At 43.5% G+C, this 24,089-nt stretch carries 24 protein-coding genes; 16 read left to right on the plus strand and 8 right to left on the minus strand.

From position 1 onward, the window contains the following. Positions 1 to 63 precede the first annotated feature (63 nt). Together pgi and ACJ751_RS13755 are read left to right on the plus strand one after the other, a co-directional pair. Positions 64 to 1,722, plus strand: a complete 1,659-nt coding sequence (pgi, locus tag ACJ751_RS13750; RefSeq protein WP_407746070.1) for a glucose-6-phosphate isomerase — start codon at positions 64 to 66, stop codon at positions 1,720 to 1,722. A 160-nt stretch (positions 1,723 to 1,882) separates the two neighbouring features. Further along, positions 1,883 to 2,386, plus strand: coding sequence for a hypothetical protein (locus ACJ751_RS13755; RefSeq protein WP_407746071.1), 504 nt, complete (start codon positions 1,883 to 1,885; stop codon positions 2,384 to 2,386). A 77-nt stretch (positions 2,387 to 2,463) separates the two neighbouring features. Here ACJ751_RS13755 and ACJ751_RS13760 read toward each other — a convergent pair whose 3' ends face one another. Next, complete coding sequence (locus ACJ751_RS13760; RefSeq protein ID WP_407746072.1) at positions 2,464 to 3,066, minus strand: porin family protein; 603 nt, start codon at positions 3,064 to 3,066, stop codon at positions 2,464 to 2,466. Positions 3,067 to 3,179: 113 nt separating this feature from the next. Beyond that, entirely contained in the window at positions 3,180 to 4,181 is a 1,002-nt protein-coding gene (locus ACJ751_RS13765) for a hypothetical protein (protein ID WP_407746073.1), read from the minus strand. A gap of 141 nt (positions 4,182 to 4,322) precedes the next feature. On the opposite strand from ACJ751_RS13765, the gene ACJ751_RS13770 reads away from it, so the two are divergent. Further along, a complete protein-coding gene (locus tag ACJ751_RS13770) occupies positions 4,323 to 5,018 on the plus strand; it encodes a LytR/AlgR family response regulator transcription factor (protein ID WP_407746074.1) in 696 nt (231 codons plus the stop codon). A 129-nt stretch (positions 5,019 to 5,147) separates the two neighbouring features. Further along, positions 5,148 to 7,778, plus strand: a complete 2,631-nt coding sequence (locus tag ACJ751_RS13775; protein WP_407746075.1) for an ATP-binding protein — start codon at positions 5,148 to 5,150, stop codon at positions 7,776 to 7,778. 740 nt (positions 7,779 to 8,518) lie between these two features. Here ACJ751_RS13775 and ACJ751_RS13780 read toward each other — a convergent pair. Both ACJ751_RS13780 and ACJ751_RS13785 read right to left on the minus strand, forming a co-directional pair. Further along, positions 8,519 to 9,760 (minus strand): metallophosphoesterase, encoded by a 1,242-nt coding sequence (locus tag ACJ751_RS13780; RefSeq protein WP_407746076.1) that lies wholly within the window; start codon positions 9,758 to 9,760, stop codon positions 8,519 to 8,521. A 44-nt stretch (positions 9,761 to 9,804) separates the two neighbouring features. After that, complete coding sequence (locus ACJ751_RS13785; RefSeq protein ID WP_407746077.1) at positions 9,805 to 10,317, minus strand: NADPH-dependent FMN reductase; 513 nt, start codon at positions 10,315 to 10,317, stop codon at positions 9,805 to 9,807. A gap of 77 nt (positions 10,318 to 10,394) precedes the next feature. Between ACJ751_RS13785 and ACJ751_RS13790 the strand changes: the two genes are divergently transcribed. The 11 genes from ACJ751_RS13790 (at position 10,395) to ACJ751_RS13840 (ending at position 20,013) form a co-directional block, all read left to right on the plus strand. Then, positions 10,395 to 11,084 (plus strand): metal-dependent hydrolase, encoded by a 690-nt coding sequence (locus tag ACJ751_RS13790; RefSeq protein ID WP_407746078.1) that lies wholly within the window; start codon positions 10,395 to 10,397, stop codon positions 11,082 to 11,084. A gap of 395 nt (positions 11,085 to 11,479) precedes the next feature. Continuing rightward, positions 11,480 to 12,280 (plus strand): ParA family protein, encoded by an 801-nt coding sequence (locus ACJ751_RS13795; RefSeq protein ID WP_407746079.1) that lies wholly within the window; start codon positions 11,480 to 11,482, stop codon positions 12,278 to 12,280. A 55-nt stretch (positions 12,281 to 12,335) separates the two neighbouring features. Further along, positions 12,336 to 13,256 carry a ParB/RepB/Spo0J family partition protein gene (locus ACJ751_RS13800; protein ID WP_407746080.1) on the plus strand — a complete coding sequence of 307 codons (921 nt, stop codon included), beginning with the start codon at positions 12,336 to 12,338 and terminating at the stop codon, positions 13,254 to 13,256. Positions 13,257 to 13,266: 10 nt separating this feature from the next. Further along, positions 13,267 to 13,917 (plus strand): DUF5683 domain-containing protein, encoded by a 651-nt coding sequence (locus tag ACJ751_RS13805; protein WP_407746081.1) that lies wholly within the window; start codon positions 13,267 to 13,269, stop codon positions 13,915 to 13,917. A gap of 62 nt (positions 13,918 to 13,979) precedes the next feature. After that, entirely contained in the window at positions 13,980 to 14,696 is a 717-nt protein-coding gene (dapB, locus tag ACJ751_RS13810; protein WP_407746082.1) for a 4-hydroxy-tetrahydrodipicolinate reductase, read from the plus strand. A gap of 486 nt (positions 14,697 to 15,182) precedes the next feature. Continuing rightward, on the plus strand, positions 15,183 to 15,836 hold the full coding sequence (locus ACJ751_RS13815) for a response regulator transcription factor (protein WP_407746083.1): 654 nt from the start codon (positions 15,183 to 15,185) through the stop codon (positions 15,834 to 15,836). Between the two features lie 157 nt (positions 15,837 to 15,993). Then, positions 15,994 to 16,410 carry an RrF2 family transcriptional regulator gene (locus ACJ751_RS13820; RefSeq protein WP_407746084.1) on the plus strand — a complete coding sequence of 139 codons (417 nt, stop codon included), beginning with the start codon at positions 15,994 to 15,996 and terminating at the stop codon, positions 16,408 to 16,410. Between the two features lie 112 nt (positions 16,411 to 16,522). Continuing rightward, complete coding sequence (gene ahcY, locus ACJ751_RS13825) at positions 16,523 to 17,848, plus strand: adenosylhomocysteinase (protein ID WP_407746085.1); 1,326 nt, start codon at positions 16,523 to 16,525, stop codon at positions 17,846 to 17,848. A 242-nt stretch (positions 17,849 to 18,090) separates the two neighbouring features. Beyond that, positions 18,091 to 18,723, plus strand: a complete 633-nt coding sequence (locus tag ACJ751_RS13830) for a sigma factor-like helix-turn-helix DNA-binding protein (protein ID WP_407746086.1) — start codon at positions 18,091 to 18,093, stop codon at positions 18,721 to 18,723. 15 nt (positions 18,724 to 18,738) lie between these two features. After that, on the plus strand, positions 18,739 to 19,458 hold the full coding sequence (locus ACJ751_RS13835) for a DUF3307 domain-containing protein (protein WP_407746087.1): 720 nt from the start codon (positions 18,739 to 18,741) through the stop codon (positions 19,456 to 19,458). Positions 19,459 to 19,536: 78 nt separating this feature from the next. Beyond that, entirely contained in the window at positions 19,537 to 20,013 is a 477-nt protein-coding gene (locus ACJ751_RS13840; protein ID WP_407746088.1) for a DUF4251 domain-containing protein, read from the plus strand. Positions 20,014 to 20,099: 86 nt separating this feature from the next. Here ACJ751_RS13840 and ACJ751_RS13845 read toward each other — a convergent pair whose 3' ends face one another. The 4 genes from ACJ751_RS13845 to ACJ751_RS13860 all read right to left on the minus strand — a co-directional run bounded on the left by ACJ751_RS13845 (position 20,100) and on the right by ACJ751_RS13860 (position 22,379). Beyond that, positions 20,100 to 20,345 (minus strand): hypothetical protein, encoded by a 246-nt coding sequence (locus tag ACJ751_RS13845; RefSeq protein WP_407746089.1) that lies wholly within the window; start codon positions 20,343 to 20,345, stop codon positions 20,100 to 20,102. A gap of 125 nt (positions 20,346 to 20,470) precedes the next feature. Continuing rightward, on the minus strand, positions 20,471 to 21,673 hold the full coding sequence (locus ACJ751_RS13850) for a DUF3570 domain-containing protein (RefSeq protein WP_407746090.1): 1,203 nt from the start codon (positions 21,671 to 21,673) through the stop codon (positions 20,471 to 20,473). Between the two features lie 27 nt (positions 21,674 to 21,700). Then, positions 21,701 to 21,937 (minus strand): DUF4266 domain-containing protein, encoded by a 237-nt coding sequence (locus ACJ751_RS13855; protein WP_407746091.1) that lies wholly within the window; start codon positions 21,935 to 21,937, stop codon positions 21,701 to 21,703. Between the two features lie 4 nt (positions 21,938 to 21,941). Next, positions 21,942 to 22,379, minus strand: coding sequence for a thioredoxin family protein (locus tag ACJ751_RS13860; RefSeq protein ID WP_407746092.1), 438 nt, complete (start codon positions 22,377 to 22,379; stop codon positions 21,942 to 21,944). 636 nt (positions 22,380 to 23,015) lie between these two features. On the opposite strand from ACJ751_RS13860, the gene ACJ751_RS13865 reads away from it, so the two are divergent. Beyond that, the coding region (locus ACJ751_RS13865; RefSeq protein WP_407746093.1) for a PAS domain-containing protein at positions 23,016 to 24,089 on the plus strand (1,074 nt) is incomplete at its 3' end.

Raw genomic sequence — 24,089 nt, forward strand, 5'->3', positions numbered from 1 at the left:
TCAATGGTTTACCAGCTAACAGCAATAAAAAAACAAGTACTTTTGGACCTAATTCAATCAAGTATGTTACCAAAGATCAAGCCTCACCAGACAGACGCATGGGACAAACTGGAACGCCATTACAAGAAGATCTCCGAAACGCATTTGCGCGAATTGTTTGCCGATGACCCGGATAGATTCAACAACTTTTCCATTTCGTTTGAAGATATATTGTTCGATTACTCCAAGAACCGCATCAACGCAAAAACCATGTCGTTGCTGCTCGATCTGGCAGAGGAATGCAAACTGTCCGATGCCATCGAGGCCATGTTCACCGGCGATGTAATTAACGAAACTGAAGGCAGATCGGTGCTGCATACCGCCCTGCGCAACATGGGCAACGAACCTGTATATTCTGAAGGCAAAAATGTGATGCCCCAGATACACCAGGTATTGCAGCAAATGAAACAGTTCTGCGAGCGCATTCACAGCGGCGAATGGACGGGCTACACCGGTAGCAAAATAAAATACATCGTTAACATTGGTATTGGCGGCAGCGACCTGGGCCCTTATATGGTTACCGAAGCGCTGAAACCTTACTGGAAAAAAGACATCCAGGTTTTTTACGTATCAAATGTTGATGCTACTCATATTGTTGAAACGCTGCGGAAGGTTACCCCACAGGAAACCCTGTTCCTCGTTGCCTCCAAAACATTCACCACTCAGGAAACCATGACCAATGCGCATACGGCACGCCAATGGTTCCTCGATGCAGCCGGTGAGGAAAGCTATATCGCCAAGCATTTTGTGGCGCTTAGCACCAATGAAAAAGAAGTGGTGAAATTCGGTATCGATAAAGCCAATATGTTCGAATTCTGGGACTGGGTAGGCGGCCGCTACTCCTTATGGAGCGCTATTGGTTTATCCATTGCATTAACCATCGGTTTTGAGCATTTTGAATCGCTTTTAAAAGGCGCACATTCAACCGACAACCATTTCCGCACTACACCTTTCGAAAAAAACATTCCGGTTATCATGGCCCTTATAGGCCTTTGGTACACCAACTTTTTCGAGAGCCAGACAGAAGCCATTTTACCATACGACCAGTACATGCACCGCTTTGCCGCTTATTTTCAACAGGGCAACATGGAAAGCAATGGGAAAAGTGTTGACCGCAGAGGCAAACCGGTTCGGTACAATACCGGTCCTGTTATCTGGGGCGAACCGGGCACTAATGGCCAGCATGCGTTTTACCAGTTAATACACCAGGGCACGTTGCTGATCCCCTGCGATTTTATTGCGCCGGCCAACAGCCATAACCCTATTGGTGATCACCATGCCAAACTGTTATCGAACTTCTTTGCGCAAACAGAAGCGCTGATGAATGGTAAAACCGAAGTGGAAGCAGAAGCTGAGTTATTAAAGGCAGGCAAATCGGCTGAAGAAATAAAAGCCCTGGTGCCGTTTAAAGAGTTTACCGGCAACCGGCCAACCAATTCATTCCTGATTAAAAAGATCACCCCCTACACACTGGGTCAGCTGATAGCCTTATACGAACACAAGATCTTTGTACAGGGCGTTATCTGGAATATATTCAGTTTTGACCAGTGGGGCGTGGAATTGGGGAAACAACTTGCCAACAATATTTTACCTGAGTTGCAGAACGACAAACCTGTAAGCAACCACGATTCATCTACCAATGGTTTGATAAATGCCTGGAAGAGGATGAAGTCAGATCTCTGATATTAAATATTAGTATTACGGGTATACCATTAACCAGGATTGTTAAACGCCCTATTGCGCATAAAAATTGAGCAAATTCACAATATCATACGCAGATTAACGTTAAATTTGGCATTTATTTTAACCAAAAACATAATTCTAGCTTAAAAAACACCCTCCCATGCGCAAATCTATCATGCTAATGGTTGCCCTGTTTGCAACTATCGTAACCTTTGCCCAAGACAAAATGTATAAACATACCGGTGAAAAGCTGGATGTTAAGATCATCAAAGTTGCCGAATTCACTGTTACCTTTACCTATCCCAATGAGACAGCAGAACAAACAATAGCCAAATACGCTATTGCAAAAATTGAGTATGGCAGTGGCCGTAAGGAAGATATCACTGAAAAGATTGTTGTTTCCAGCAAAGATGATTGGGAAAAAGTGGTTATCCTGGAAGATGTAGCTGCCACTGTAGGTCTTAAAAGACAAGGAGAGATCAAAGGTAAAACAGCTGGTATGCTTTCTTACCGTACAGCTGGTAATGCCGACAAAAAATCTATGGAAAGATTGAAAAAAGAAGCTGCTGAATTAGGCGCACCGTTCATTTTGCTTACAAGCGAAAAAGACAGCAGATGGTCTACCCAGTCTATCAAAAAAGGCTTTGCTTATTCGTACAAATAACGACTTAAGATAATCGAGCTTAATAAAAGAGCCCTCCCGATGATCGGCAGGGCTCTTTTACATTATTGAGGACTTACTTATAAAAATCTTGCTCCTATATACACCTGGAATCCCTGGTTTTTCCATTTTTCCTTATCATCAATATCATTGATATTGTTCAGCCCTATTACATAACGGCCGCCTACTTTTAGGCCACCGAGGTTCAACTGCACACCGCCCAGCGCGGAGAAATCGCCCTTTTTAAAGGCTTCCTCTCCATTCTTTACAAGGCTTTTATCCTGGTTAAGCAGCACCCCAAACTGCGGACCAAGCTGAAAAGAGATGATCTTGGCCGGACTGTAGCTTAACAGGACAGGAATGCTTAAATAATTCAGCTTTCCTTTAAAATTATTTACACCACCTTCCGTATTATAAATATCACTGAAATGTTCACCAGTACGGTAATTGGTTTGGTTCCACATTACTTCTGGTTGAATACCCCACTCTTTATTAAACTTTATTTCGGCAAATGCGCCCACGTTATATCCAAAATTAAATTCATCTTTCATCGATGTGCCATCTATTTTAAAGATGTTGGCTCCGGCTTTTGCACCAATATGAAATCCTCCCCCTCCTTGTGCAAATGAAAGCGAAGTCAATGTTGAAGCAATAGTTAATAATGCCAGGGATTTTAGTTTCATACTTGTTGATTTTATTGGTTCATTGTATAGAATTTCAACTTACATGCCAAGGTTCACCCCCGGCTGTTAATTAACCTTAACAGCTGCGTGAAGAAATGCTTAAAAATCAATCACTAAAAACTCAATCCAGCTGTTATGGAGTAAACGGTATTCAATTTGGAATTGGGGTCCTGCACATCCAGCAGGTAATAATCGAACAGTACCTGCGACTGCAACAGGAACCTGCCTTTTAAATAACTTCCCCTGAGCGCGAAACAAGCCGACTGAAACGCAAATTGCGAATTGTCGCTGATGTCGTTGTTACTGGGTAAGGAATTGGCACGCACCGGCGAAAAGTTATATGAATAAGAGGTATTAAAACCATAGGTTTGGGTGCCGGCATTCAACATGGCAATAGGTGTTAACGTTACATTATCCCGTTTAAACAGTACACCGTACCAGTCAATATCTTTACGAAGCGAAATGGTGGCTGAAAAATCGCTTACCGAAGTGGTGGTCTTTACAAAATAACGGCGCCTTCCTTCCAGTAAGCGGGCCAGGCGGGTTGCTTCTCTTTTTTGAATTTCTTCCTTGCTACCCCAGCCGTAACTCAGGCTCAGGGTTGGCCGCACCCACCATTTCTTATAAGAGAAATAAGCAAAAAATTCATTCTGGATAGGCGTCGTATAAAAATCAAGCGAATCTTTGGTGAAGTACCTTGTATAAGCGATGCCAGTGGAATAACTCTTTTTTATCCTGTCGTACGAGGGACTGAATGAATACTGGTAAAAATTCATCCCGTTATGCAACAGGGCAAACGCCGAGGCAGAAATGCCCAAACCTGATTTATGAAAATACCCAACAGCAGGAAAAAAGATCAGCTTCTTTTGGGTATTTACCGTAACGGAATTCTTTTCATTAAAACTAAAATACCCGGTACCTATACCTGTATTAATGGTAAAAAAGCTTTTGTTGCCCGCTAAACTGTCCAGATAAGAATCAAAGTCCTTTAATAATGAATCCAGGATGGCTGTGGTGTCGCCCTTTGAAAATAATGAATCCAGCTTTCCCCCGTTCTGGGAAAAAGCCGGCTGCATAGCAACCACTAAAACAATCAGAACGAGCAATTTCTTCATACGTTTGCTAAATAGTCTACTGGCAGCGTACGGGGTTCGCGGTGTACACAACGAAGATGAGATTAAAAAAATGGCTGCCGGTTTAATCATTACTAATTTTTTGCTAACTTATAGTACCTTAACTTATATTACCATTACGCTATGATAACCTGTTTGATAGTTGACGATAACGACCTGTCGAGGCTTACTTTACGCCAACTGGTGCTACAAACCGGAAGGTTACAGGTTACCGGCGAATGTAAAGATGCCATTGAAGCCCATCGCAATATTACGGCCAATCCGCCTGATTTGGTTCTTTTAGACATAGAAATGCCGGGAATGACCGGTATTGAGCTGTTGAAAATATTACCCAAAAAAACCCTTGCCATCCTCACTACTTCAAAAAAGGATTACGCCGTTGAAGCTTTTGACCTGAATGTGGTGGATTACCTGGTAAAACCGGTGAATTTATCCCGACTGATGCAGGCCATCGACAAAGTGCAGGATATTCTATCCCGGGACGAAGAAGAAATAACAGCCGCTCCGGACGACTATCTTTTTATCAGGGATAACAATATGCTGAAAAAATTACGGCTCGAAGAAATATTATGGATCGAGGCTATGGGTGATTATGTAAAAATACGAACCGAAAGCCAATGGCATATCGTACATACTACGCTTAAAGCGGTGGAAGAAAAACTGAAGTCAGTGCGGTTGATGCGTGTTCATCGTAGTTATATCATCTCGCTCGATAAAATAGATTCTATTGAGGATGGCGTCGTAAATATCATCAATACCCCTATACCGGTTGCCGAAAGTTATCGCTCTAAATTGATACAGAAAATAAAGTTATTGTAATATTATATTTAAATTGCAGTAGTTAATGTGCATAACTAACGGTCAAACATGCACACAAAGTTTGATTAGCGTAGCAACTCGTCCGTTCCCATGGTTAAGGTTAGGTTAACTGAGGTAGCATCAGTTACCATGAAAAGAAACATAAAACCTAACAGGCTTATTCTCTACAGTATTGCGTTTTCGGTGGTCTTTATTGCAACTGGCATCATTCTTCAACTCAACACTGAGCGGATCATTAGCAAATCCCGCTCTGCCAGCCGCGAAGCCATCGAGTCATTTCATTTACATAACAAACTGCAGAACATTGTCAAGAATGTTATACTTACCGAAAGCCGCGTACGTGGCTTTGTAATTACCGGCGATAGCAATTTTATAGTTGGCGTTGAGGATACCCTCAATTTATTAAAACACGACCTGGAAGGTTTACAAAAAGCATCCATGAACCAGTATAACCAGGCGTCATTCACCACCCTGGCTTCGTTGATTGAAAAAAGGATACTTACCACCCACGAAATCATTCAGGTATATACCGGCTTTGGAAAAGCGCAGGCGGAAAAAAGAATTTCCAGCAAAGCGGGCACCATTCTGCGCGACAGTATTACCGACCTGTCCATGCAGTTGGAAAAAGAACTATATGACGAGTTGCAGGCTGGTATTTCGCAGAACCGAAAACGCACCCTGTATGTTTTAATCATCAGCCGCTTATTGACCATACTCGGTCTCTCGGGCATTGTAATTTTATCCATGCTGGTTATTCGCCATATACTCCAACAGCATAAACTGATACGGGAGCTGGAACAGGCTAATAAAAACGAAACAGAAGCCCGGCTGAACATAGAACGCATCTCTGCCGACATACAGGACCTGTACAACAATGCTCCCTGTGGTTATCATTCTGTAGATCATGAAGCACATATTGTTGCCATCAATGATACTGAATTAAAATGGCTGGGGTATACGAGAGAAGAAGTGATAGGTAAACTATTCGTGTACGACTTACTTGATGAAGAAACCGCCAAAAGCGTACGGGAGAATTTTTCCACCTTTAAGAAAAACGGTTCGGTAAGCGAACGCCGGCTAACCATGCGTACCAAAACCGGTCAAACCTTTCCGGTAGTGTTGAACTCCATTGCCGTATACGATGCGGATGGTAATTATGTATCGAGCCGCTCAACCATTTTCGACATTACCCAACAACAAAAAGCTGAAACGGCGTTAAAAGAAGCGCGGCAACAGGCCATTGAATCGGCCAATGTAAAAGAACAGTTCCTGGCCAATATGAGCCATGAAATAAGAACGCCTATCAACTCGGTTATTGGCTTTACCAACCTGATACAAAAAACAACAATGACGGAGGAACAACAGCAGTTTGTGAACCTGATACAATCAGCCAGTGAAAACCTGCTTACTATCATCAATGACATTCTTGATATTTCCAAGATAGAAGCCGGTATGTTGCGCATTGAAAAGAACCCGTTCAGTTTGCGCGGGCTTTGCAGTTCTATTGAAACCATGTTCTATCACAAAGCGCGGGAGAAGAACCTTTCTTTTTCGTTATACATCCAGGATAATATTCCCGATACCCTCACCGGCGATGCGGTTCGGCTTACTCAAATAATGGTCAACCTTATCAGCAATGCCATCAAGTTCACGCAAAAAGGCGGCATCTCCATCAACATTACCGCCCCGGACCAACAAAATGAAGCCGTACGATTACGGTTTTCAGTTAAAGACAGTGGTATTGGTATTCCCGCCGATAAACTGGAACCCATTTTTGAACGGTTTCAACAGGGCGAAACAGATACTACGCGCAAATATGGCGGAACCGGTTTGGGCCTTTCTATTGTCAGGAACCTGGTAGAGCTGCAGGGTGGAAATATCACCGTGGAAAGCGAACAGGGCAAAGGCACTGAATTTATATTCGACATTACCTATTCACTGGTGCCAGTGGGCGAGCCATTGCCTGCATCCCTGAGCGATACAACAACCATAATGGCCGGCGCCTTCCCAGACGCTCATATCCTGGTGGTGGAAGACAACTCCATGAACCAGCTGCTGATAAAATTCACCTTCGAAAGCTGGAAAGTGAATTACCAGTTAGCCGATAACGGCGCCAGAGCCATTGAATGGTTACAACGCTCCACCTTTAACCTGGTGCTGCTGGATATTCAAATGCCGCTGATGGATGGCTATGCCACTGCACAGGCTATTCGAAAAGAACTGAAAAGCGATATTCCCATAATTGCCATGACGGCGCATGCGTTGGCCGGTGAACGGGAAAAATGTATAAGCTATGGCATGAACGATTATATTTCAAAACCCATTCATGAAAAGGAATTGTTTTCCCTGCTTAAAAAATACCTCGACGGCGACCGGGATTCCAATCTTGAATCGCTCAAAAACGAGCTGCATTACATCGATCTTAACTTTTTAGAAGATATGGTAATGGGCAATGGAGAGTTTTTGAAAACCATCATAAAACAGTTCCTGAAACAGTTCCCGGGCGAAATGGAAGCCCTTAAAAACGCAGTAGACCAAAAAGATCATAAACAGGTAGCTACCCTCGCCCATCATATACAATCAACCGTTTCCATCCTGGGCAAAAACACGCCTTTCTTTCAACAACTGGAAAAGCTGGAAAAACTGGCCACTAAACAGGCAGCAGCCTCCACCCTCTCCTCCGGGTTTAATAAACTGCACGACTACAAACACCTGCTCTTACAGGAAGTAAATCAACTATTGAACGCCAAAGTTTTCTGAATGGTCAATGGTCAGTGGTCAATGGTGAATAGCTCGCGATCGTGAAACCTCGAATTATTAGCAAGCGTAGAATTACGAGAACTCATTCACCATTAACGGTTGACCATTCACCGGCTTCACCGTAAATTTCCGCTCATTCGGCTATAGGTTAGCCTGGTTCATCGAAACAAATCGATGAAGGGGGCTTTTACAACGTAAATTTGTGTGGTCAATACGAAAGAACACCCTAAGAACAACCGAATGAAATAAATTAGTAATCAATTTATTTTAAATAGTTTTCCCCTAATCCCTGACATCGTAGAAATTTCCTTTTCCCTTTACCGTAGAAATGCCCCTGGCATAGTAAATAACCCTAATGAGTTCATTGGTTAAGGTCTGATTTAGTATTCTGAAAGGAGACTGGCTAAAATGGGTTTACGTTGGCCCACGCTCGTAAACGAACTTTTCATCTATAACAACCCGAACCGTAAAGTAGCAAATAGCATTTTAGCTGGTCTCTTATTTTACCCCTTTTTTACCCTTACCGGACAACCAAACCTGGTTCAAGATCATTTCAATCCGTAACCTGTAATAATCCGTACGGCTCCATAGCATGGTTAAGCCCTATACAGCTACTTCTGAAGCCCTTAAAAAACCTGCTTACTAAAAAAGGACTGTCTGGGTAAAACCGACAGTCCTTTCTTTATCGTGAATGGGGAGTGATTGTCAACCCTATCAACTTGTCAACTTTATCAACTTTTTCAACTCAACTCTATCACTGTTATTTCCGGCAAAATACCTATCCTGCCAGGATAACCGATAAATCCATAGCCCCGGTTCACATATAATTTCTGTTCACCGGCTTCGTACAAACCCGCCCATTGCTTATACATATACTGAACAGGGCTCCATTTAAAACCGGGCAATTCAAGCCCGAATTGCATGCCGTGGGTATGACCAGCTAATGTAAGATCGATGTCACCATATTTAGTGCGCACTTCCGCATCCCAATGGCTGGGGTCGTGGCTCATGAGTATTTTGAAGGGATGTTGTTCCGAACCGGGATAAGCTTCCTCCATTTTACCATAGCGGCCGAAATTGCCTTTGGCGCTCCAGTTCTCGATCCCTAACAAGGCAATGCGGTCGCCCCCTTTTTCCAACACCACATGTTCATTCATCAGCAGGCGCCAGCCCATGTTTTTATGAACCAGTTTCAATTGCTCCAGGTTTTCTTTTTTGGCTTCAACACTCTCCCATCGAACATAATCGCCATAATCGTGATTGCCCAGCGTTGAATACACGCCCATGGGCGCCTTCAGCTTGCTGAACACGTCCATATAATCCTTCATTTCAGAAGCCCGGTCGTTTACCAGGTCGCCGGTAAACAGGATCATATCGGGCTTTTCTTTCAGGATCTTTTTAATGCCTTTTTCAACGGCTTCCTTATCGGTAAAACTGCCGCTGTGAATATCGGAGATGTGCACGATGCGCATGCCTTTGAACCCCGCAGGCAGGTTCTTAAAACTCATCCGTAAGCGGTTTACATGGTAGCGGTATTTATTACCGAAACCATACACGAGTGTACTGAAAACGGTTCCACCCACAGCCAAACCCAGCCAGCTCAGAAACACCGAACGGGAAATTCCCGCCCCACTTTGGGCAACCTCGGCTGGTTTTTGTACCATCTTCCCAATTACCCAGGTGCCGGCCCGGCGAATATCATCTACCGCAAAAAACAGGGAGGCTAATAATTTAGATAATATCAGTCCGAATACGATGGCCCGCGTATAGGTAACCACCCAGCGCGGCCAGTTGTCATGATTGATGTAAGGCATTGAAAACACATACAGCATGGCTGATACCGAAATAACCCAATACCCTATAATAATCGCCAGCCGGGCCTTTGAAGAGGCAGGCAGTATCACCTGCAAAACCTGGAAAACATAAATATCCAGTAAGGCCATTAATCCCAGCAGAAAAAAGATAAAACCTGAATTACGCATGATTGTCTTTGATTGTTACTAATAGCGTAGACGAACCAACTGCACTAAAATTGTAAAAATTCATCCACCTGCATATCGATGGCGCGCAGGGTGCCGGCATCGTGAAAATCGCCGGTGCTGCCATCCATAAGATTATGCACCAATGATATAGGCAGTTTATTGGGATAAACCACCACCCGCAGATAATGTAAAATACTTGTTAAATGCTCCAGGCCACGCAAATTGCCGCCCCGGCCGGTGGCCACGCCGGTAAGCAGGGCCTTTTTGCCCCACCATGTTTTTTTGTAATCTGAAATATCGAACATAAGCTTTAACACCCCGGGTATGCTGCCGTTGTATTCGGGCACTATAAAGATGAATTTATTGGTAGGTACTAAAATGTCATTTTCCAGCTGTACGAACTCAGGTGTTTTATCAATGTACTTCCAACCTTCCAGGGAAAGGAAATTCGGGGCAATGTTCTTTGATTTTAAAACCTGTTGATAATGCCGGGCAACTTTTTCGGTATTACTTCCCGGTCTGTTGGTTCCGGAAACGATGGTATATATGTCACTCATTGTATTAATAACGTTGGAATAAAGGGGTTGGTTCTTGTATTTGGTTCATGGATTGTATGTTTGCGAAAACATACTACATGAATTTTACTTATTACGGGCACTCCTGCTTCTCCGTTGAGATCAAAGGTACAAAACTGTTATTCGATCCATTTATTACGCCCAACGAATTAGCCAATAAAGTGGTGAACGCCGATACTGTGGAAGCTGATTACATCCTGGTTTCGCATGGCCATGCCGATCATACTGCCGATCTGATAAGCATTGCCAAACGTACCGGGGCCAAAGTGGTATGCAACTGGGAAATTTACGAATGGCTGGGCAAACAGGGCGTAACCAACGTTCACCCCATGAATACCGGTGGTAAATGGAACTTTGGCGACTTTAGCGTGAGAATGGTGGTTGCCCAACACTCCTCTAACTTACCTGATGGTTCTTATGGCGGTAACCCTGTTGGTTTTATTGTGACCTCAGAAGCAGGGAATTTCTATTACAGTGGCGATACTGCGCTTACGCTGGATATGCAACTGGTGCCTACCTGGGCTGAATTGAACTTTGCCGTGTTGCCCATAGGCTCCAACTTTACCATGGATGTGGAAGATGCCGTGCGTTGCGCCGCCCTGATCAAATGCCAGCAGATCATCGGGGTACATTACGATACTTTTGGCTATATTAAAATTGACCATAACGCCGCCAAAAAAGCTTTTGCCGATACCAGCTGTGTACTGCATTTGCCCAAAATCGGCGAAACCGTGGAAATGAAGCATTAGGAATGAACCAGGCGATCCGTCGGCTTTTCCGGAGTATTTTTCGCTAAAAACGGCGAAAAACAACGGCTTTTAAAATATTAAAACATTAAATGCTGATAATAAACCTAATGTAATAATTTTGCGTTCCAATTTGGGCATCCTCCATTTTTTGGGGGATGCTTTTTATTGGGGAGTTAATACAATTTTATTCACTATCGGCCCTGCCGACTGTATTGAATGCGGTAAATAAGTATATTGTCACCGAATTTTGCCCTTTATACGGTTTGAATACCGGAAAAGACGAATGGACTGTACTGATTTTTCGTGTTTTTACGAGGTCGCAGCCGATGTAAGTGAAACCAATTTAAAAAATCCAATGACCTGCAGATGCAGGTAGAGGAATGTAATTAATCACTATGGCCCGAGTAATTGGAGTAGCCAATCAAAAAGGGGGAGTTGGGAAAACTACTTCCGCCATCAACCTGGCGGCCAGCCTGGCCGTTCTGGAGTTCAAAACATTATTGGTAGATGCCGATCCGCAGGCCAATAGTACCAGCGGTGTAGGTTTTGATCTGCACAATATTCAAACGAGCTTGTACGACTGCATGGTAAACGGTACCCCGGGGAAAGATGTGATTTTAAAGTCAGAAATTCCCAACCTGGATATCATTCCGTCGCACATTGATCTGGTTGGTGCTGAAATTGAGATGATTAATTATCCCAACCGCGAAGGTGTATTAAAGAACATACTGGAGCCGGTGAGAGAGCAGTACGATTTTATCATCATCGACTGTTCGCCTTCACTTGGTTTAATAACTGTGAACGCCCTTACCGCTGCTGATTCGGTAATGGTTCCGGTACAGGCAGAATTTTTTGCATTGGAAGGTCTTGGCAAATTATTAAACACAATTAAGATCGTTCAAAGCCGTTTAAATCCTGATCTTGCTATTGAAGGGATATTAATGACTATGTACGACGGCCGTTTGCGCCTGTGCACACAGGTGGTAAATGAGGTGCGCAAACATTTTGACGAAATGGTGTTTGATACAATTATCCACCGCAATGCCCGCATCAGCGAGGCGCCCAGCGTTGGAAAACCGGTGATTTTGTATGATGGTCAAAGTAAAGGGGCTGTCAACTATCTGAACCTGGCCAAAGAGATCCTGCAAAAGAACGACATGACGAAGATCAAGCAGGAAGAACGGATATTAGAATAATCAGGTGGGATCAAAACAGCTGACATGATCCAAAACAAAAAACCATATACAATCAATGACCACCCCCAAACAAAATAAAGACGCGCTGGGTAAGGGAATTCGTTCCCTGTTGCAGAATATTGATTCTGATCTGAAAAACGCGGCCGGCAACCTGAAAAAAGATGTTGCTGAAACAGTTGTTGCCACTGCACGCATTCCCGTTGATCAAATTGAACCCAATCCCCGCCAGCCCCGTCATGATTTTGACGAACAGGCTTTGCAGGAACTGGCTTCTTCTATAAAGTTGCACGACATTGTGCAACCCATTACCGTTTCCCAGATAGCCGGCGGCAAATACCGCCTTATTTCGGGCGAACGCCGGTGGCGCGCTTCTAAAATTGCCGGGTTGGTTGATGTACCGGCCTATATTCGCCAGGCAAACGACCAGGAACTGCTGGAGCTGGCCCTGCTCGAAAACCTGCAACGTGAAGACCTGAATGCCGTTGAGATAGCCCTCAGCTATAAGCGGATGATGGAAGAACTGAACCATACGCAGGAACAGGTGGCCGAACGCATGGGTAAGGAAAGAAGCACCGTTGCCAACTATATTCGCCTGCTTAAATTACCCCCCGATATTCAGGTAGCTGTACGCAAGAACGAGATCAGCATGGGACATGCCCGCGCACTGATCAATGTAGACACAGTAGATAAACAGTTATTCATATACAACGAGATCAGAAGCCGCAGCCTGTCGGTTAGGCAAACCGAAGACCTGGTTAGAAAAATGTACAAGAGCGGTACCGCTGCCGGCGTTAAAGAATCGGTAAAAAGTTCCCTCCCTCCTGCATATAAAAAAATTGAAGATAACTTAGCAACACATTTCAGTACCAAGGTTAGATTAAATCATAATAAAAACGGGCACGGAGCTATTTCGATCGAATACTATTCTATCCAGGAACTGAATAAGATATTAGATCAAATCGGTGTCTCGGCTTAAGTTCGCCTGCATGAAACATGTTTTCTTTGTTATTGTGCTTATCCTATGTATACCCGTGCTGGCATTGTCTCAGCATAAAGATAGTCTCATAGTAAAAGAACCTACAGGTAAAGTGGTGGCCAGTTCGAAAGTGAAGCAGAGCAACTGGGTATATAAGTACGATTCTACAGGTAAGCGCGTTTACGAACCACGCAAGGCGGCTATTTTGTCGGCTATTCTCCCCGGACTTGGCCAGGCTTACAACAAAAAATACTGGAAAGTTCCTCTCGCCTGGGCTGCTGTAGGCATCCCTATTTATTCTTACATCTATAACAGAGGGATATATCACAAAATTCAATACGCAATAACGGTTGCTAATCTTGATCCGACAGATCCCACCTACCCGGACATGTTTGACAAGGTAGATCCCAAGATGCAATATCTTGTTGAGCGCCGATCAACAAATTCTCTGGCTAACTATCGTAACGAGTACCGCAAAGACATGGACTACTCCATTTTATTCACCCTGCTGTTATGGGGGTTAAATGTTGTGGATGCCACTGTTGACGCCCACCTGAAAGGTTTTAATGTAAACGATAATCTCGCCATGCAAATAAAGCCGGCTATTACATCGCCCCATAGCATTGGTATAAGCCTGGTGTTCAAGTTTGCCGATAGATAATCGCACAAAAGCGATAACTTAGCACCCCTGTAAATCTTACGCGTTCAACTAACTTCAAAGAGATGAAAATAGCTTTAATAGGATATGGAAAAATGGGCCATGCCATTGAGGAGATCGCCTTGCAACGTGGCCATGAAATAGTTTTAAAAGTAGGTATTGAGAACATAGGAGATAATACCATCGAAAATATAAAGAAGGCCGATGTAGCTATTGAATTTACCGGTCCTGAAGTAGCTTTTGACAATGTTATCAGATGCCTGGATGCAGGTGTACCTGTGGTAAGCGGTTCTACCGGCTGGTTGCAACGGTTTAACGAAGCAAAAGAGCATTGTACTAAAAAGAACGGCGCGCTGTTATATGCCAGTAACTTCAGTGTAGGCGTAAATATTTTCTTTGCCATCAATAAAATGCTGGCTGATCTCATAGCTCCCCATCCGGAATACCAGGTATCGATCACAGAGCTTCACCACACCCAAAAGAAAGATGCGCCCAGTGGTACAGCCATTACACTGGCCGAAGGCATTATGGGCTCAATAAGCCAAAAGAAGAAGTGGGTGAACGAGGCCACCAATAACCCGTCGGAACTGCCGATCATCAGTGAACGTGAGGACCCGGCTCCCGGCACGCATACGATCACATACAAATCGGAAATTGACGATATTGAGATAAAACATACCGCTCACAACCGCAAGGGGTTTGCTTCCGGCGCAGTATTGGCCGCTGAATTTCTTCAAAATAAAAAAGGTATTTTCACCATGAACGATGTGCTTGGATTATAACAGCCTTTCAAATACTTAAAATATTATATATAGGTAAATAACCCCGTACTAACGGGGTTATTTGCTTTTTATAACGGAAACCCCGTTTTTTTTAAAAATTCACTTATAAAAACCGTCATTTTTTGAATCATAATAGCTGAAAAACCGGATTGCATTTACTTTACCATTCACCGGCGGTTTCATCTTTTGCCTTATACGAAATTTGACATTGCTCAATTTTTATTCCGGTTGTACTTTTTTGTTGGGTAATTAAGTAAATTATGGTAAGATTTACCAAACTACTGCTACATGAACTACTGTAAACCGGATCATCCTACATACGCTTATACCTTTCCTTCTTTCCCACACATTGGAATTGGAAAAACATCCGCTGGTCCTCCCGCCTTCGTTCTGTTATTTACCTCCTTTGCAGCCAGGCCTCTTTCTTTTACAGGCAGTGGCAGAAGATTTGATACACCTGACTATTAGGGCCTTAACCTGCCAGACATGAAACGAAATATAATTCGCATGGCTATTGCAGAAGATCACCAGACGGTAATCGACGGATTGCTGACCCTGTTACAAAGAAATGAATATTTCAAAGCTGTTATTATAACCACCAACCCCAATGAGCTGCTCCGGCAGATGGCCTGTACACCCGTTGATATCTTGTTTGCAGACATCACCATGCTATACCGCACGGGGCACGAGCTGGTCAACAAAGTAAAAGAGCTATTTCCCCAGGTAAAAATGGTTGCCTTGTTCGAAAAGGAGCAGCATAACATTGTAAATACCATGATAGAAGAAGGTTCCATAACGGGGTATGTACTAAAAAGCATTGATAAACATAGCATAACCAAAGCACTGGAAAATATGATAGAGAAAATTTACTCAACCGATAAAACGCTGAAAGAAATGCCTAATCCTACTGTCCGCCTCAGAAAAGTAACGCCCGAACAATCCCACCTTACCGGCCGGGAGTTGGAAGTCATTCGTCTTATTGAACAGGAATACAGCAATAAGCAGATTGCCGAAAGGCTGTTCATCAGCGAACGGACGGTTGAAACGCATCGCAAGAACATCTTCCGTAAAACCAAAACAAACAGCGTAATAGGGCTTATAAAGTATGCTTATAACCATAAACTGGTTATAATAAGATAAAGGTTCCCGGGCAGCATGGATTGGCAAATACCGGTTAACAGGGACTTATACACCCATCCATTTAACATAGTGGAGGATAAATAAATTATTTTATCTTACGGCCTTATAATCCCCGACCCAGGTCGGGACGACTTTACGTGTTTAAATAAGAAAATACATGCTATCCAAGAAAGCCCAGTATGCCTTTAAGGCCTTGATGTATATGGCTGATAAAAAAGAAAATGAACCCATTCTTATTGCGGAAATATCAAAAAAGAAACGCATTCCCCTCAAGTTTCTGGAAAACATCTTGCTGGAACTGAAAAAAGCCGGTATTCTCGAGAGCAAGAAAGGAAAAGGCGGTGGGTATTTCTTTAAAGAATCGCCCAAAGACATTCCCCTGGCTAAAATTGTTCGCTTAATAGATGGGCCCATAGCCATGCTGCCCTGTGTAAGCCTTTACTTTTATGAGCGTTGTAAAAACTGTGATGAAAAGCAGTGCGGGCTGCACGACATGATGGTACTGGTTCGGGACGCCAACCTGCGCATTCTTGAAAAGAAAACAGTAGCCGATCTCACTAAAAAGATGGTTTAAAACACTTTGTTAAAATACCGGCCCAAACCCACACCCATTAATAACGGGGATTTATATTGAGTTTTATACTTAAAATTGTAGTTTTGCGGCCGAAATAAATATTCAATCAGATATGTCTACTATCAGCAAAAACATTGATTTTTCACTTCCTTATAAGGTTAAAGATATCAGCCTTGCAGAATGGGGTCGTAAAGAAATTCGCCTTGCAGAAGCAGAAATGCCGGGTTTGATGGCGTTGCGTGCAGAATATGGAGCGTCACAACCTTTAAAAGGCGCCCGTATTGCAGGTTGCTTACATATGACCATTCAAACTGCGGTGCTTATTGAAACCCTGATCGCTTTAGGCGCAGAGGTTAAATGGAGCTCTTGCAACATCTTCTCCACCCAGGACCATGCCGCTGCTGCTATTGCTGCTGCCGGTATTGGCGTATATGCCTGGAAAGGCCAAACACTGGAAGAAGCTGACTGGTGCATTGAACAAACCCTGTTCTTTGGTGGCGCCGACCGCCCGCTGAATATGATCCTCGACGATGGTGGCGACCTTACCAACATCGTATTTGATAAATACCCTGAGCTGGTTCAGCACATCAGAGGTTTGAGCGAAGAAACCACTACCGGTGTTCACCGCCTGTACGAAAGAATGGCAAAAGGTACTTTACCCATTCCTGCCATCAACGTAAACGACTCAGTTACCAAGTCAAAGTTCGATAACAAATACGGTTGTAAAGAGAGCCTGGTGGATGCTATCCGCCGTGCTACCGATGTTATGCTGGCTGGTAAAGTAGCTGTTGTAGGTGGTTATGGCGACGTAGGCAAAGGTTCTGCCGCTTCACTGGCAGGTTCAGGTTGCCGCGTGATCGTTACCGAAATTGATCCTATATGCGCTTTACAGGCTGCTATGGATGGCTTTGAAGTTAAAAAGATGGTTGATGCTGTTAAAGAAGCTGATATCATTGTTACCGCTTCCGGCTGCCGCGACCTGATCACTGAAAAGCACTTCCGTGCTATGAAGGATAAAGCCATTGTTTGTAACATTGGCCACTTTGATATTGAAATTGACGTTGCCTGGTTGAATAACAACTACGGAAATACCAAAGACACCATTAAACCTCAGGTAGACCTATACAGCATCGATGGAAAGGATGTTATTTTGCTGGCTGAAGGCCGCTTAGTGAACCTTGGTTGCGCCACTGGCCACCCCAGCTTTGTAATGAGTAATTCATTTACCAACCAAACGCTGGCCCAATTAGAGCTGTGGACAAACAACAAGAACTACGAAAATAAAGTGTACGTTCTGCCTAAACACCTCGATGAAAAAGTTGCCCGTTTGCACCTGAAAAAGATCGGTGTTGAGCTGGATGAACTGACCAACGAGCAGTCTTCTTACCTGGGTATACCCAAAGAAGGGCCATTTAAGCCAGAGCACTACCGCTACTAAAAATAACCGGAAGTTATATATGGATAACCCTTCCCGATACATCGGGAAGGGTTATTTTTTTGCAGTGGCCCTATTCACTTTTTACGTTTTTGGCGTAAAAATGCAAAAAAGTGAATATAGTACTGGAATACTATAATGGCCCAATATAGTATTCCAGTACTATAATGGCCAATTATAGTATTGTGATACTATAATGGAAAACCGCGGGAAAAGGAGTACATTTGTGAAAAGCCGGGGAGTTTATGTCTAATTACTCAAGGGCAGCAGTGATCAGTGGCGATATAATAGGCTCATCGCAACTGAAACCAGCCTCAAGAAAAAAATTACAACAACTACTAAGTTCCTTCTTTGAAGGCACCACACTGGAATGGCACGATATGCAGGCGCAACAATATCGAGGCGATAGCATTCAAATAACACTTACCGTAAATCGCCTGGCAGCCTTACGCATAGCCCTGTTATTACAAACCTGTCTTATAAAGGATAATTTTAAAATACGGCTGGCCATTGGAATAGGTGATATAACTTTTAAAAGCGGAGAGGTAATTACTTCCGATGGGTCGGCATTTCAGGCATCGGGCCCCTACCTCGATGCATTGACCAAAACCGGAGAAATGATTAGCATTGCCTGCTTCGATGAAGAATTCACCAGCGAATGGCAGGTACACAGTGCTTCCCTCAATTACATTCTGGAGCGTTTAACCAAACAACAGGCCGAAGCGGTTTACCTGCAGTTACAGGACCATACCCAGGCTTCCATCGCTAAAAAATTAAAGATAAAACAACCTTCGGTTCACCAACGGCTTCAGGCGGCAGGCTGGCCGGTTGTGCAAAAAATTCTTACCCGTTTTGAATCGGTTATACCAATGGTTTAAGTTATCTTCGAAACCATGGTAACCTTATTTCAATGGATATTCGCTCACCTCTTAGGCGACTTCATTTTGCAATCGCGTGCCATGGTACGCCACAAACAACGGTTAAAAGCGCGTTCGTGGATGCTTTACCTGCATTGCGCCATCCATGGGGTTTTAGTTTACCTGTTTGCTCCCAGTTGGGGCCTGTGGCAACTCCCCGTACTGGTTATATTCACGCACTTTGTTATTGACCTTTGGAAGCTGAATCAAAAGGAGGGGATCATTTACTTTATCATTGATCAGTTCCTGCATTTACTTACTCTGTTTATTTTATGGTGTGTGTTTGTAGCCCCTTCCGGCTGGTTGCCCAGGAACTGGCTATCAGTACTGCATAGTCAAGGCGCCTGGGCCATTGCCACCGGCTATTTGATAGTTACCTTTCCCTTATCATTATTACTGGCCAGTGCAACCCAACGCTGGCGCCGGGAAGCGGAAGAACAAAACATCCGCTCATCCGTAAGCCTGAATGAAGCCGGGAAATGGATCGGTATTTTTGAACGTTTACTGGTATTCACATTTGTAATAACAGGCCATTTTGAAGGCGTTGGCTTTTTAATTACCGCCAAATCGATCCTGCGCTTTAATGATATTAAAGGCGCCGAGGCCCGTAAGGAAGCAGAGTACATTTTAATTGGCACGCTGATGAGCTTCTCGCTGAGTATACTGATTGGCCTGATTGTTAAAAGTTTTATCTGACCTGCAGCCTGTTATCCCATTTAACAAACATTTTATAGCCCTTTGCCGTTCTTTATATAGGACTAAACAGGGTGTTATATGAAAAATGTTTGGTTAGCGATAATAGCTTTTATATGTCTGCCTGGTATTGGCTGGGCTCAACAACATAAAAAAGACAGGAAAGCAGAAATAAAAAAAATAGTAGAAGCGCAGAACTATGTGTTTAAAGCCCAAACAGCTTTACCTACAGCAGGCGCCACCCGGCAACTGACATCAGATTATGATTTACGGGTATCCAAAGACACCATCGTAAGCGACCTCCCCTATTTTGGCCGGGCTTATACCGCTCCGTTAAACCCCAGTGAAGGGCCCCTGCAGTTTACAACAACAAAATTTCAATACATGGTGAGTAATAATAAAAAGGGCGGCTGGAATGTTACTATTACGCCCAAAGACCTCACAGACCCCCGGGAACTTATTATGACCATCTTTGATAATGGTTCAGCCTCGATGGTTGTTAACAGTAATAACCGGCAACCTATTTCATTCAATGGGTATGTTACTGCGAAGAAGTAATTATACAATGTAACCAGCCTTAACGTCGACATACAAAAAACAAAAGCTCCGCGAGGAGCTTTTGTTTTTTCAGCATTCAATAAATGTTATTGGTTAGGCTGTGTTTCTACTTTCGTTTTACCTTCATCTGTTTTATGCTTTGCCTTTACCCCATGTGATTTCTTATGTTTAGGATGGATCACATTATGGGCCTTATCTCCTGCTGTTGTATTCGGTTTTACTTTTGTCTTCGAATCCTCTGTCTCTGTCTTCTTTTTATCCTGGGCAAAAGTTGTAGTTGTGGTAAATGCAAGCGCACAAGCTACACATAACATCAATATGGTCTTTTTCATAATTATATCTTTATGGATACAACCAAAAATTCCGTGCCACACTCCCTGCCGATTGTTAACCAATTGCAAACGCATGAGCGTTTAACTAAAGATTGTGTAATTATTGCGTCAAATGCCGCCACATTTTATTTAAATCGCCAATTTATTGAAACAATGTTCGAGCTTAAATTATTGGTGCGGGTATAATGTCCATACCGTACCTCAATCATGTTGACATGTGAATTACCCAATATGCCCTTTGGCGGGGCCAATCGTACTCCTGCGCCAAACAGGTGGCTGTTGAAGGATGACTGGTCATAATTACTGGTAAAATATTGATCGGCTGCCGTATGGGCCTGGTAGGGTGCAAAGTAATCGGTTGCCTGCTGCGTATAAAAGCGATAAAAGGGCGTAACAGAAAAAAACGGGGATAGCTTGATGGCGGTTTCCAACTCTGCCGTATGGGCTTTTAAACCCCAATCATCCTGGTAATACCGGTAAAAGCTGCGGATGATGAGTTTATCGCCTGCAAAATAATTGGCCCTGAACCCGAGCGGTAGTTTAAACCGCCTGTCGGGCAAATGTTCAATGTGCACGGAATTATCATTCAAATACACCCGGTGAAAAGGTAGTCCCAGGTATCCCTGCTGGTAAACAAGGTCCATCAGGAACATGACCTGTAACCGCTGGTTTATTATTTGAGCATACGACCAGGACGTGCTGAATGAGTTACGCGGCGCATAGCCATTGTTATCGGCGTCGCCCGGAATGGGTTTGCCGTCACGCAATTCAATTGGCCGGATCAATTTTACATTATCCAGGTATACCTGGGCGTTTATGGAAAATTCGCCACTGCGGTCTTTTGTTTTGGCCGCAAAATTTACACTGGCCCCATGTGCGAAATAATCACACTCCCGGGAATAGTAGGCTCCCAGCCCAACTGTTGTTCCCTTCTTCTCACTTTCAACCGACCAGTTCAGAGAGGGATAAATGCGGGTATCATTACGGGAAGCAGAAGAAATAGTAGCAGGATCTATTTTATCTGTGGAAGCCGATGTAAAATGGTCAACCCCTACATCAAGCACGAAACTGTGTTTACGGTCTTTACGGTCTCTTTTACTCAGCTTTAGATCTATCGACCCTGAAATATTGGTTAAATGCTGCGACCCAATACCGCCGGTTACCGCTGCATGATCGCCATCCTGCTGATAATAGCTCGATACCAGGTTCACTTCTTCCAGTTTTAGTTTCCGGCTTTTGTAGGCGGTGGAGTCTTTGGGGATGGTTTGTGAGAAGGCAGTTAACAATCCCAGATACAAACCCACTACGGTTAAACAGATCTTCTTCATAAATTATTGAATGGTAGAAGCCAGCAATTAGTTACATCCACAACCACCGCCGAGCTTTCCGGTATTGGCGCCGGATGCTCCTTCCCGATACGATTCAAAATTTCCTTCGGGCTTTTCAACTTTTCTGCTGCTTAATGACATCTCTGCATCATTGAGCCTGTTTTTCTGGTATTCCTTAACGGTTTTACAAGCGCTTCCCATGAACAGGCTACCCGCGATCAGGAGTATGGCACAAAAAGAGCGGGGTAAGCTCTTTTGCTTCATTACATCAGTTACCGGCATGACAGACTGCTTTTATCTCATTTACAAATTGCCCGGCGCCTCCTTCAGGAAAGCCCGGCCATTCTTTTAAGACCTTTCCATCGGCCGACAATAATACAGTTAACGGGAAGCTTCCTTTTTGATTATATAGATCGGCCAGGTGCTCATTTTGCTTTTGTTGTTCTTTGGGCAACTGGTTCTTCTTCAAACGCGGAAAATCGGCATTCACCAACACCAGGTTATTGCCTGCAACCTGTTTAAAGGCATCGCTGCCAAATACTTCATCGTGCATTCGTATGCAGGGGCCACACCAGTCGGAACCTGAGAAGTTCAGCAGGATGTATTTGTTTTCCTGTTTAGCAGTTTCCTTCGCATGCTCATAATCAGTTCCCCAACCCGGCAATAATAGCCTGGTGACAATCAACAACAATGCTGGTAAGTTCATTTGAATATAGATTTTAACAGGTACGTTGCTACACCGGAAAAAGTATGCCTGAAATGGGCCATTAACCGGTAATTAATACTCAAAGTCAGACGGGTAAGAGTTTTTACCTACCAATCTATTACCCATCTTTATGGCAGGAAAAGAAACTCAAGAACCATACTAAAACTTTATCGTTAAAGCCTGACGAGCGTCAGGAATACGAAACAGGTGAAGGTGTGGCTGATACAGCTATGAAGGAAAAGGCAGACGGCAGACAGCAGAAGGCAGAAGGTCTCCTACGCCAAGGCTACGGCGACCAAAGGCAAAAAAGCCCTTGCTTATACAAATGGCAATCAGTTAACTTGTTTACCTGTTAACGTGTTAACTTGTCAACTGATCAACTAAATGTGTACAGGCTAACCCTTATCAAATGCTGAAATTTACCCTATTTCTAACGCTACGTTTATCCTTACCTGTATTAACAAAAAAATTACAAACGTTCTTACTTGTTAGTTGATCTAAAACAACTTCTTTTAAAATTTGCACTACACCTGAGTTAAATCATATTATTACGAGGGATTCCTACGTTAGATTTACATGTACACCCTTATTCCTGCCAGATCCTAAAAGAAAATCACTTAAAATCTCAAAATCCCTATGCGCCAAACTAATCGCCTGCACGTTAACTTTTACTGTGCCGAAAAACCAGACACTGCTGTTACATTCCGCCAGGTTAACCCCCAAACCAATAGCCGTACCATACACATTCAACGGAATGCCCTGCTCGATCATATCAGCGATGCAGTGATCTTTACCGACATGGACCTGCGTATCATTTACATCAACAAAATGGCTGAACAGGTTTATGGCATTCGATCAAAAGATGTAACCGGCTGTCTTTTTCGCGAGGTCATTAAATACGAGTATATCAACGATTCGCCCGAACAGGCTTTACAAATATTACAACAAACCGGTAACTGGCAGGGCAAGGTAGTTTTTACCAGGAAGGATAACCGGAAGTTTCATCTTTTATCAACCGTTACGTTTGCCCGGGACAACCATAAAAAACCGGTGGGCGTGATTGCTACCCTGAAGGATATCACTGCAGAAGAATTGACCAATCAGGCTGCACACAAAAACAAACTGGAGCAGCAGAAGGTAATTAATAAGATGATGATAAAAACCCAGGAAAACGAACGGAATGAATTAGGCCGGGAATTACACGATAACATCAACCAGATCCTGGCTGCGGTAAAACTGCAGTTGGAATACAGCCTGGAGAACTATGATGAAGAAAAAAGCACTGTTGAAAGATGTAAAAACAATATTGAAGAAGTTATCCGGGAGATCCGCAATTTATCGCACCGCCTGGTATTGCCCCGTTTTGCCGAAACAACCTTGCTGGCAGAATTACAAAAAACAATTGATAACATCCTGCAGCAACAACCTGTTTGCCTCGATCTGCATGGATTGGATGAATCGCTGATCCCCGATAATATCAAGGAAACCATTTACCGGATTATCCAGGAACAGTTAACCAACATTATCCGCCATGCCAAAGCTAAAAAGGCAATCATAAAAATATACAACACTGCTATCAGTGTGTTCCTTTGCATCGAAGACGATGGCATTGGTTTCAACACCAATCAGTGCCGCAATGGCGTTGGCATTACCAATATTTTAAACCGGGTAGAAACTTATAACGGAAAAGCTATGATCACCGCTGCCCCC

This window comes from Niastella sp., from assembly GCF_045805085.1.
Taxonomy (GTDB): Bacteria; Bacteroidota; Bacteroidia; order Chitinophagales; family Chitinophagaceae; genus Niastella.

Coding starts and splice junctions, on each gene's coding strand:
- ACJ751_RS13850 (WP_407746090.1), bottom strand. CDS start 21,673: ATGAAGAAGATCTGTTTAACCGTAGTGGGTTTGTATCTGGGATTGTTA.
- ACJ751_RS13830 (WP_407746086.1), top strand. CDS start 18,091: ATGTCTAATTACTCAAGGGCAGCAGTGATCAGTGGCGATATAATAGGC.
- ACJ751_RS13800 (WP_407746080.1), top strand. CDS start 12,336: ATGACCACCCCCAAACAAAATAAAGACGCGCTGGGTAAGGGAATTCGT.
- ahcY (WP_407746085.1), top strand. CDS start 16,523: ATGTCTACTATCAGCAAAAACATTGATTTTTCACTTCCTTATAAGGTT.
- ACJ751_RS13785 (WP_407746077.1), bottom strand. CDS start 10,317: ATGAGTGACATATATACCATCGTTTCCGGAACCAACAGACCGGGAAGT.
- dapB (WP_407746082.1), top strand. CDS start 13,980: ATGAAAATAGCTTTAATAGGATATGGAAAAATGGGCCATGCCATTGAG.
- ACJ751_RS13860 (WP_407746092.1), bottom strand. CDS start 22,379: ATGAACTTACCAGCATTGTTGTTGATTGTCACCAGGCTATTATTGCCG.
- pgi (WP_407746070.1), top strand. CDS start 64: ATGTTACCAAAGATCAAGCCTCACCAGACAGACGCATGGGACAAACTG.
- ACJ751_RS13770 (WP_407746074.1), top strand. CDS start 4,323: ATGATAACCTGTTTGATAGTTGACGATAACGACCTGTCGAGGCTTACT.
- ACJ751_RS13790 (WP_407746078.1), top strand. CDS start 10,395: ATGAATTTTACTTATTACGGGCACTCCTGCTTCTCCGTTGAGATCAAA.
- ACJ751_RS13845 (WP_407746089.1), bottom strand. CDS start 20,345: ATGAAAAAGACCATATTGATGTTATGTGTAGCTTGTGCGCTTGCATTT.
- ACJ751_RS13855 (WP_407746091.1), bottom strand. CDS start 21,937: ATGAAGCAAAAGAGCTTACCCCGCTCTTTTTGTGCCATACTCCTGATC.
- ACJ751_RS13835 (WP_407746087.1), top strand. CDS start 18,739: ATGGTAACCTTATTTCAATGGATATTCGCTCACCTCTTAGGCGACTTC.
- ACJ751_RS13775 (WP_407746075.1), top strand. CDS start 5,148: ATGAAAAGAAACATAAAACCTAACAGGCTTATTCTCTACAGTATTGCG.
- ACJ751_RS13760 (WP_407746072.1), bottom strand. CDS start 3,066: ATGAAACTAAAATCCCTGGCATTATTAACTATTGCTTCAACATTGACT.
- ACJ751_RS13805 (WP_407746081.1), top strand. CDS start 13,267: ATGAAACATGTTTTCTTTGTTATTGTGCTTATCCTATGTATACCCGTG.
- ACJ751_RS13795 (WP_407746079.1), top strand. CDS start 11,480: ATGGCCCGAGTAATTGGAGTAGCCAATCAAAAAGGGGGAGTTGGGAAA.
- ACJ751_RS13820 (WP_407746084.1), top strand. CDS start 15,994: ATGCTATCCAAGAAAGCCCAGTATGCCTTTAAGGCCTTGATGTATATG.
- ACJ751_RS13815 (WP_407746083.1), top strand. CDS start 15,183: ATGAAACGAAATATAATTCGCATGGCTATTGCAGAAGATCACCAGACG.
- ACJ751_RS13780 (WP_407746076.1), bottom strand. CDS start 9,760: ATGCGTAATTCAGGTTTTATCTTTTTTCTGCTGGGATTAATGGCCTTA.
- ACJ751_RS13765 (WP_407746073.1), bottom strand. CDS start 4,181: ATGAAGAAATTGCTCGTTCTGATTGTTTTAGTGGTTGCTATGCAGCCG.
- ACJ751_RS13840 (WP_407746088.1), top strand. CDS start 19,537: ATGAAAAATGTTTGGTTAGCGATAATAGCTTTTATATGTCTGCCTGGT.
- ACJ751_RS13755 (WP_407746071.1), top strand. CDS start 1,883: ATGCGCAAATCTATCATGCTAATGGTTGCCCTGTTTGCAACTATCGTA.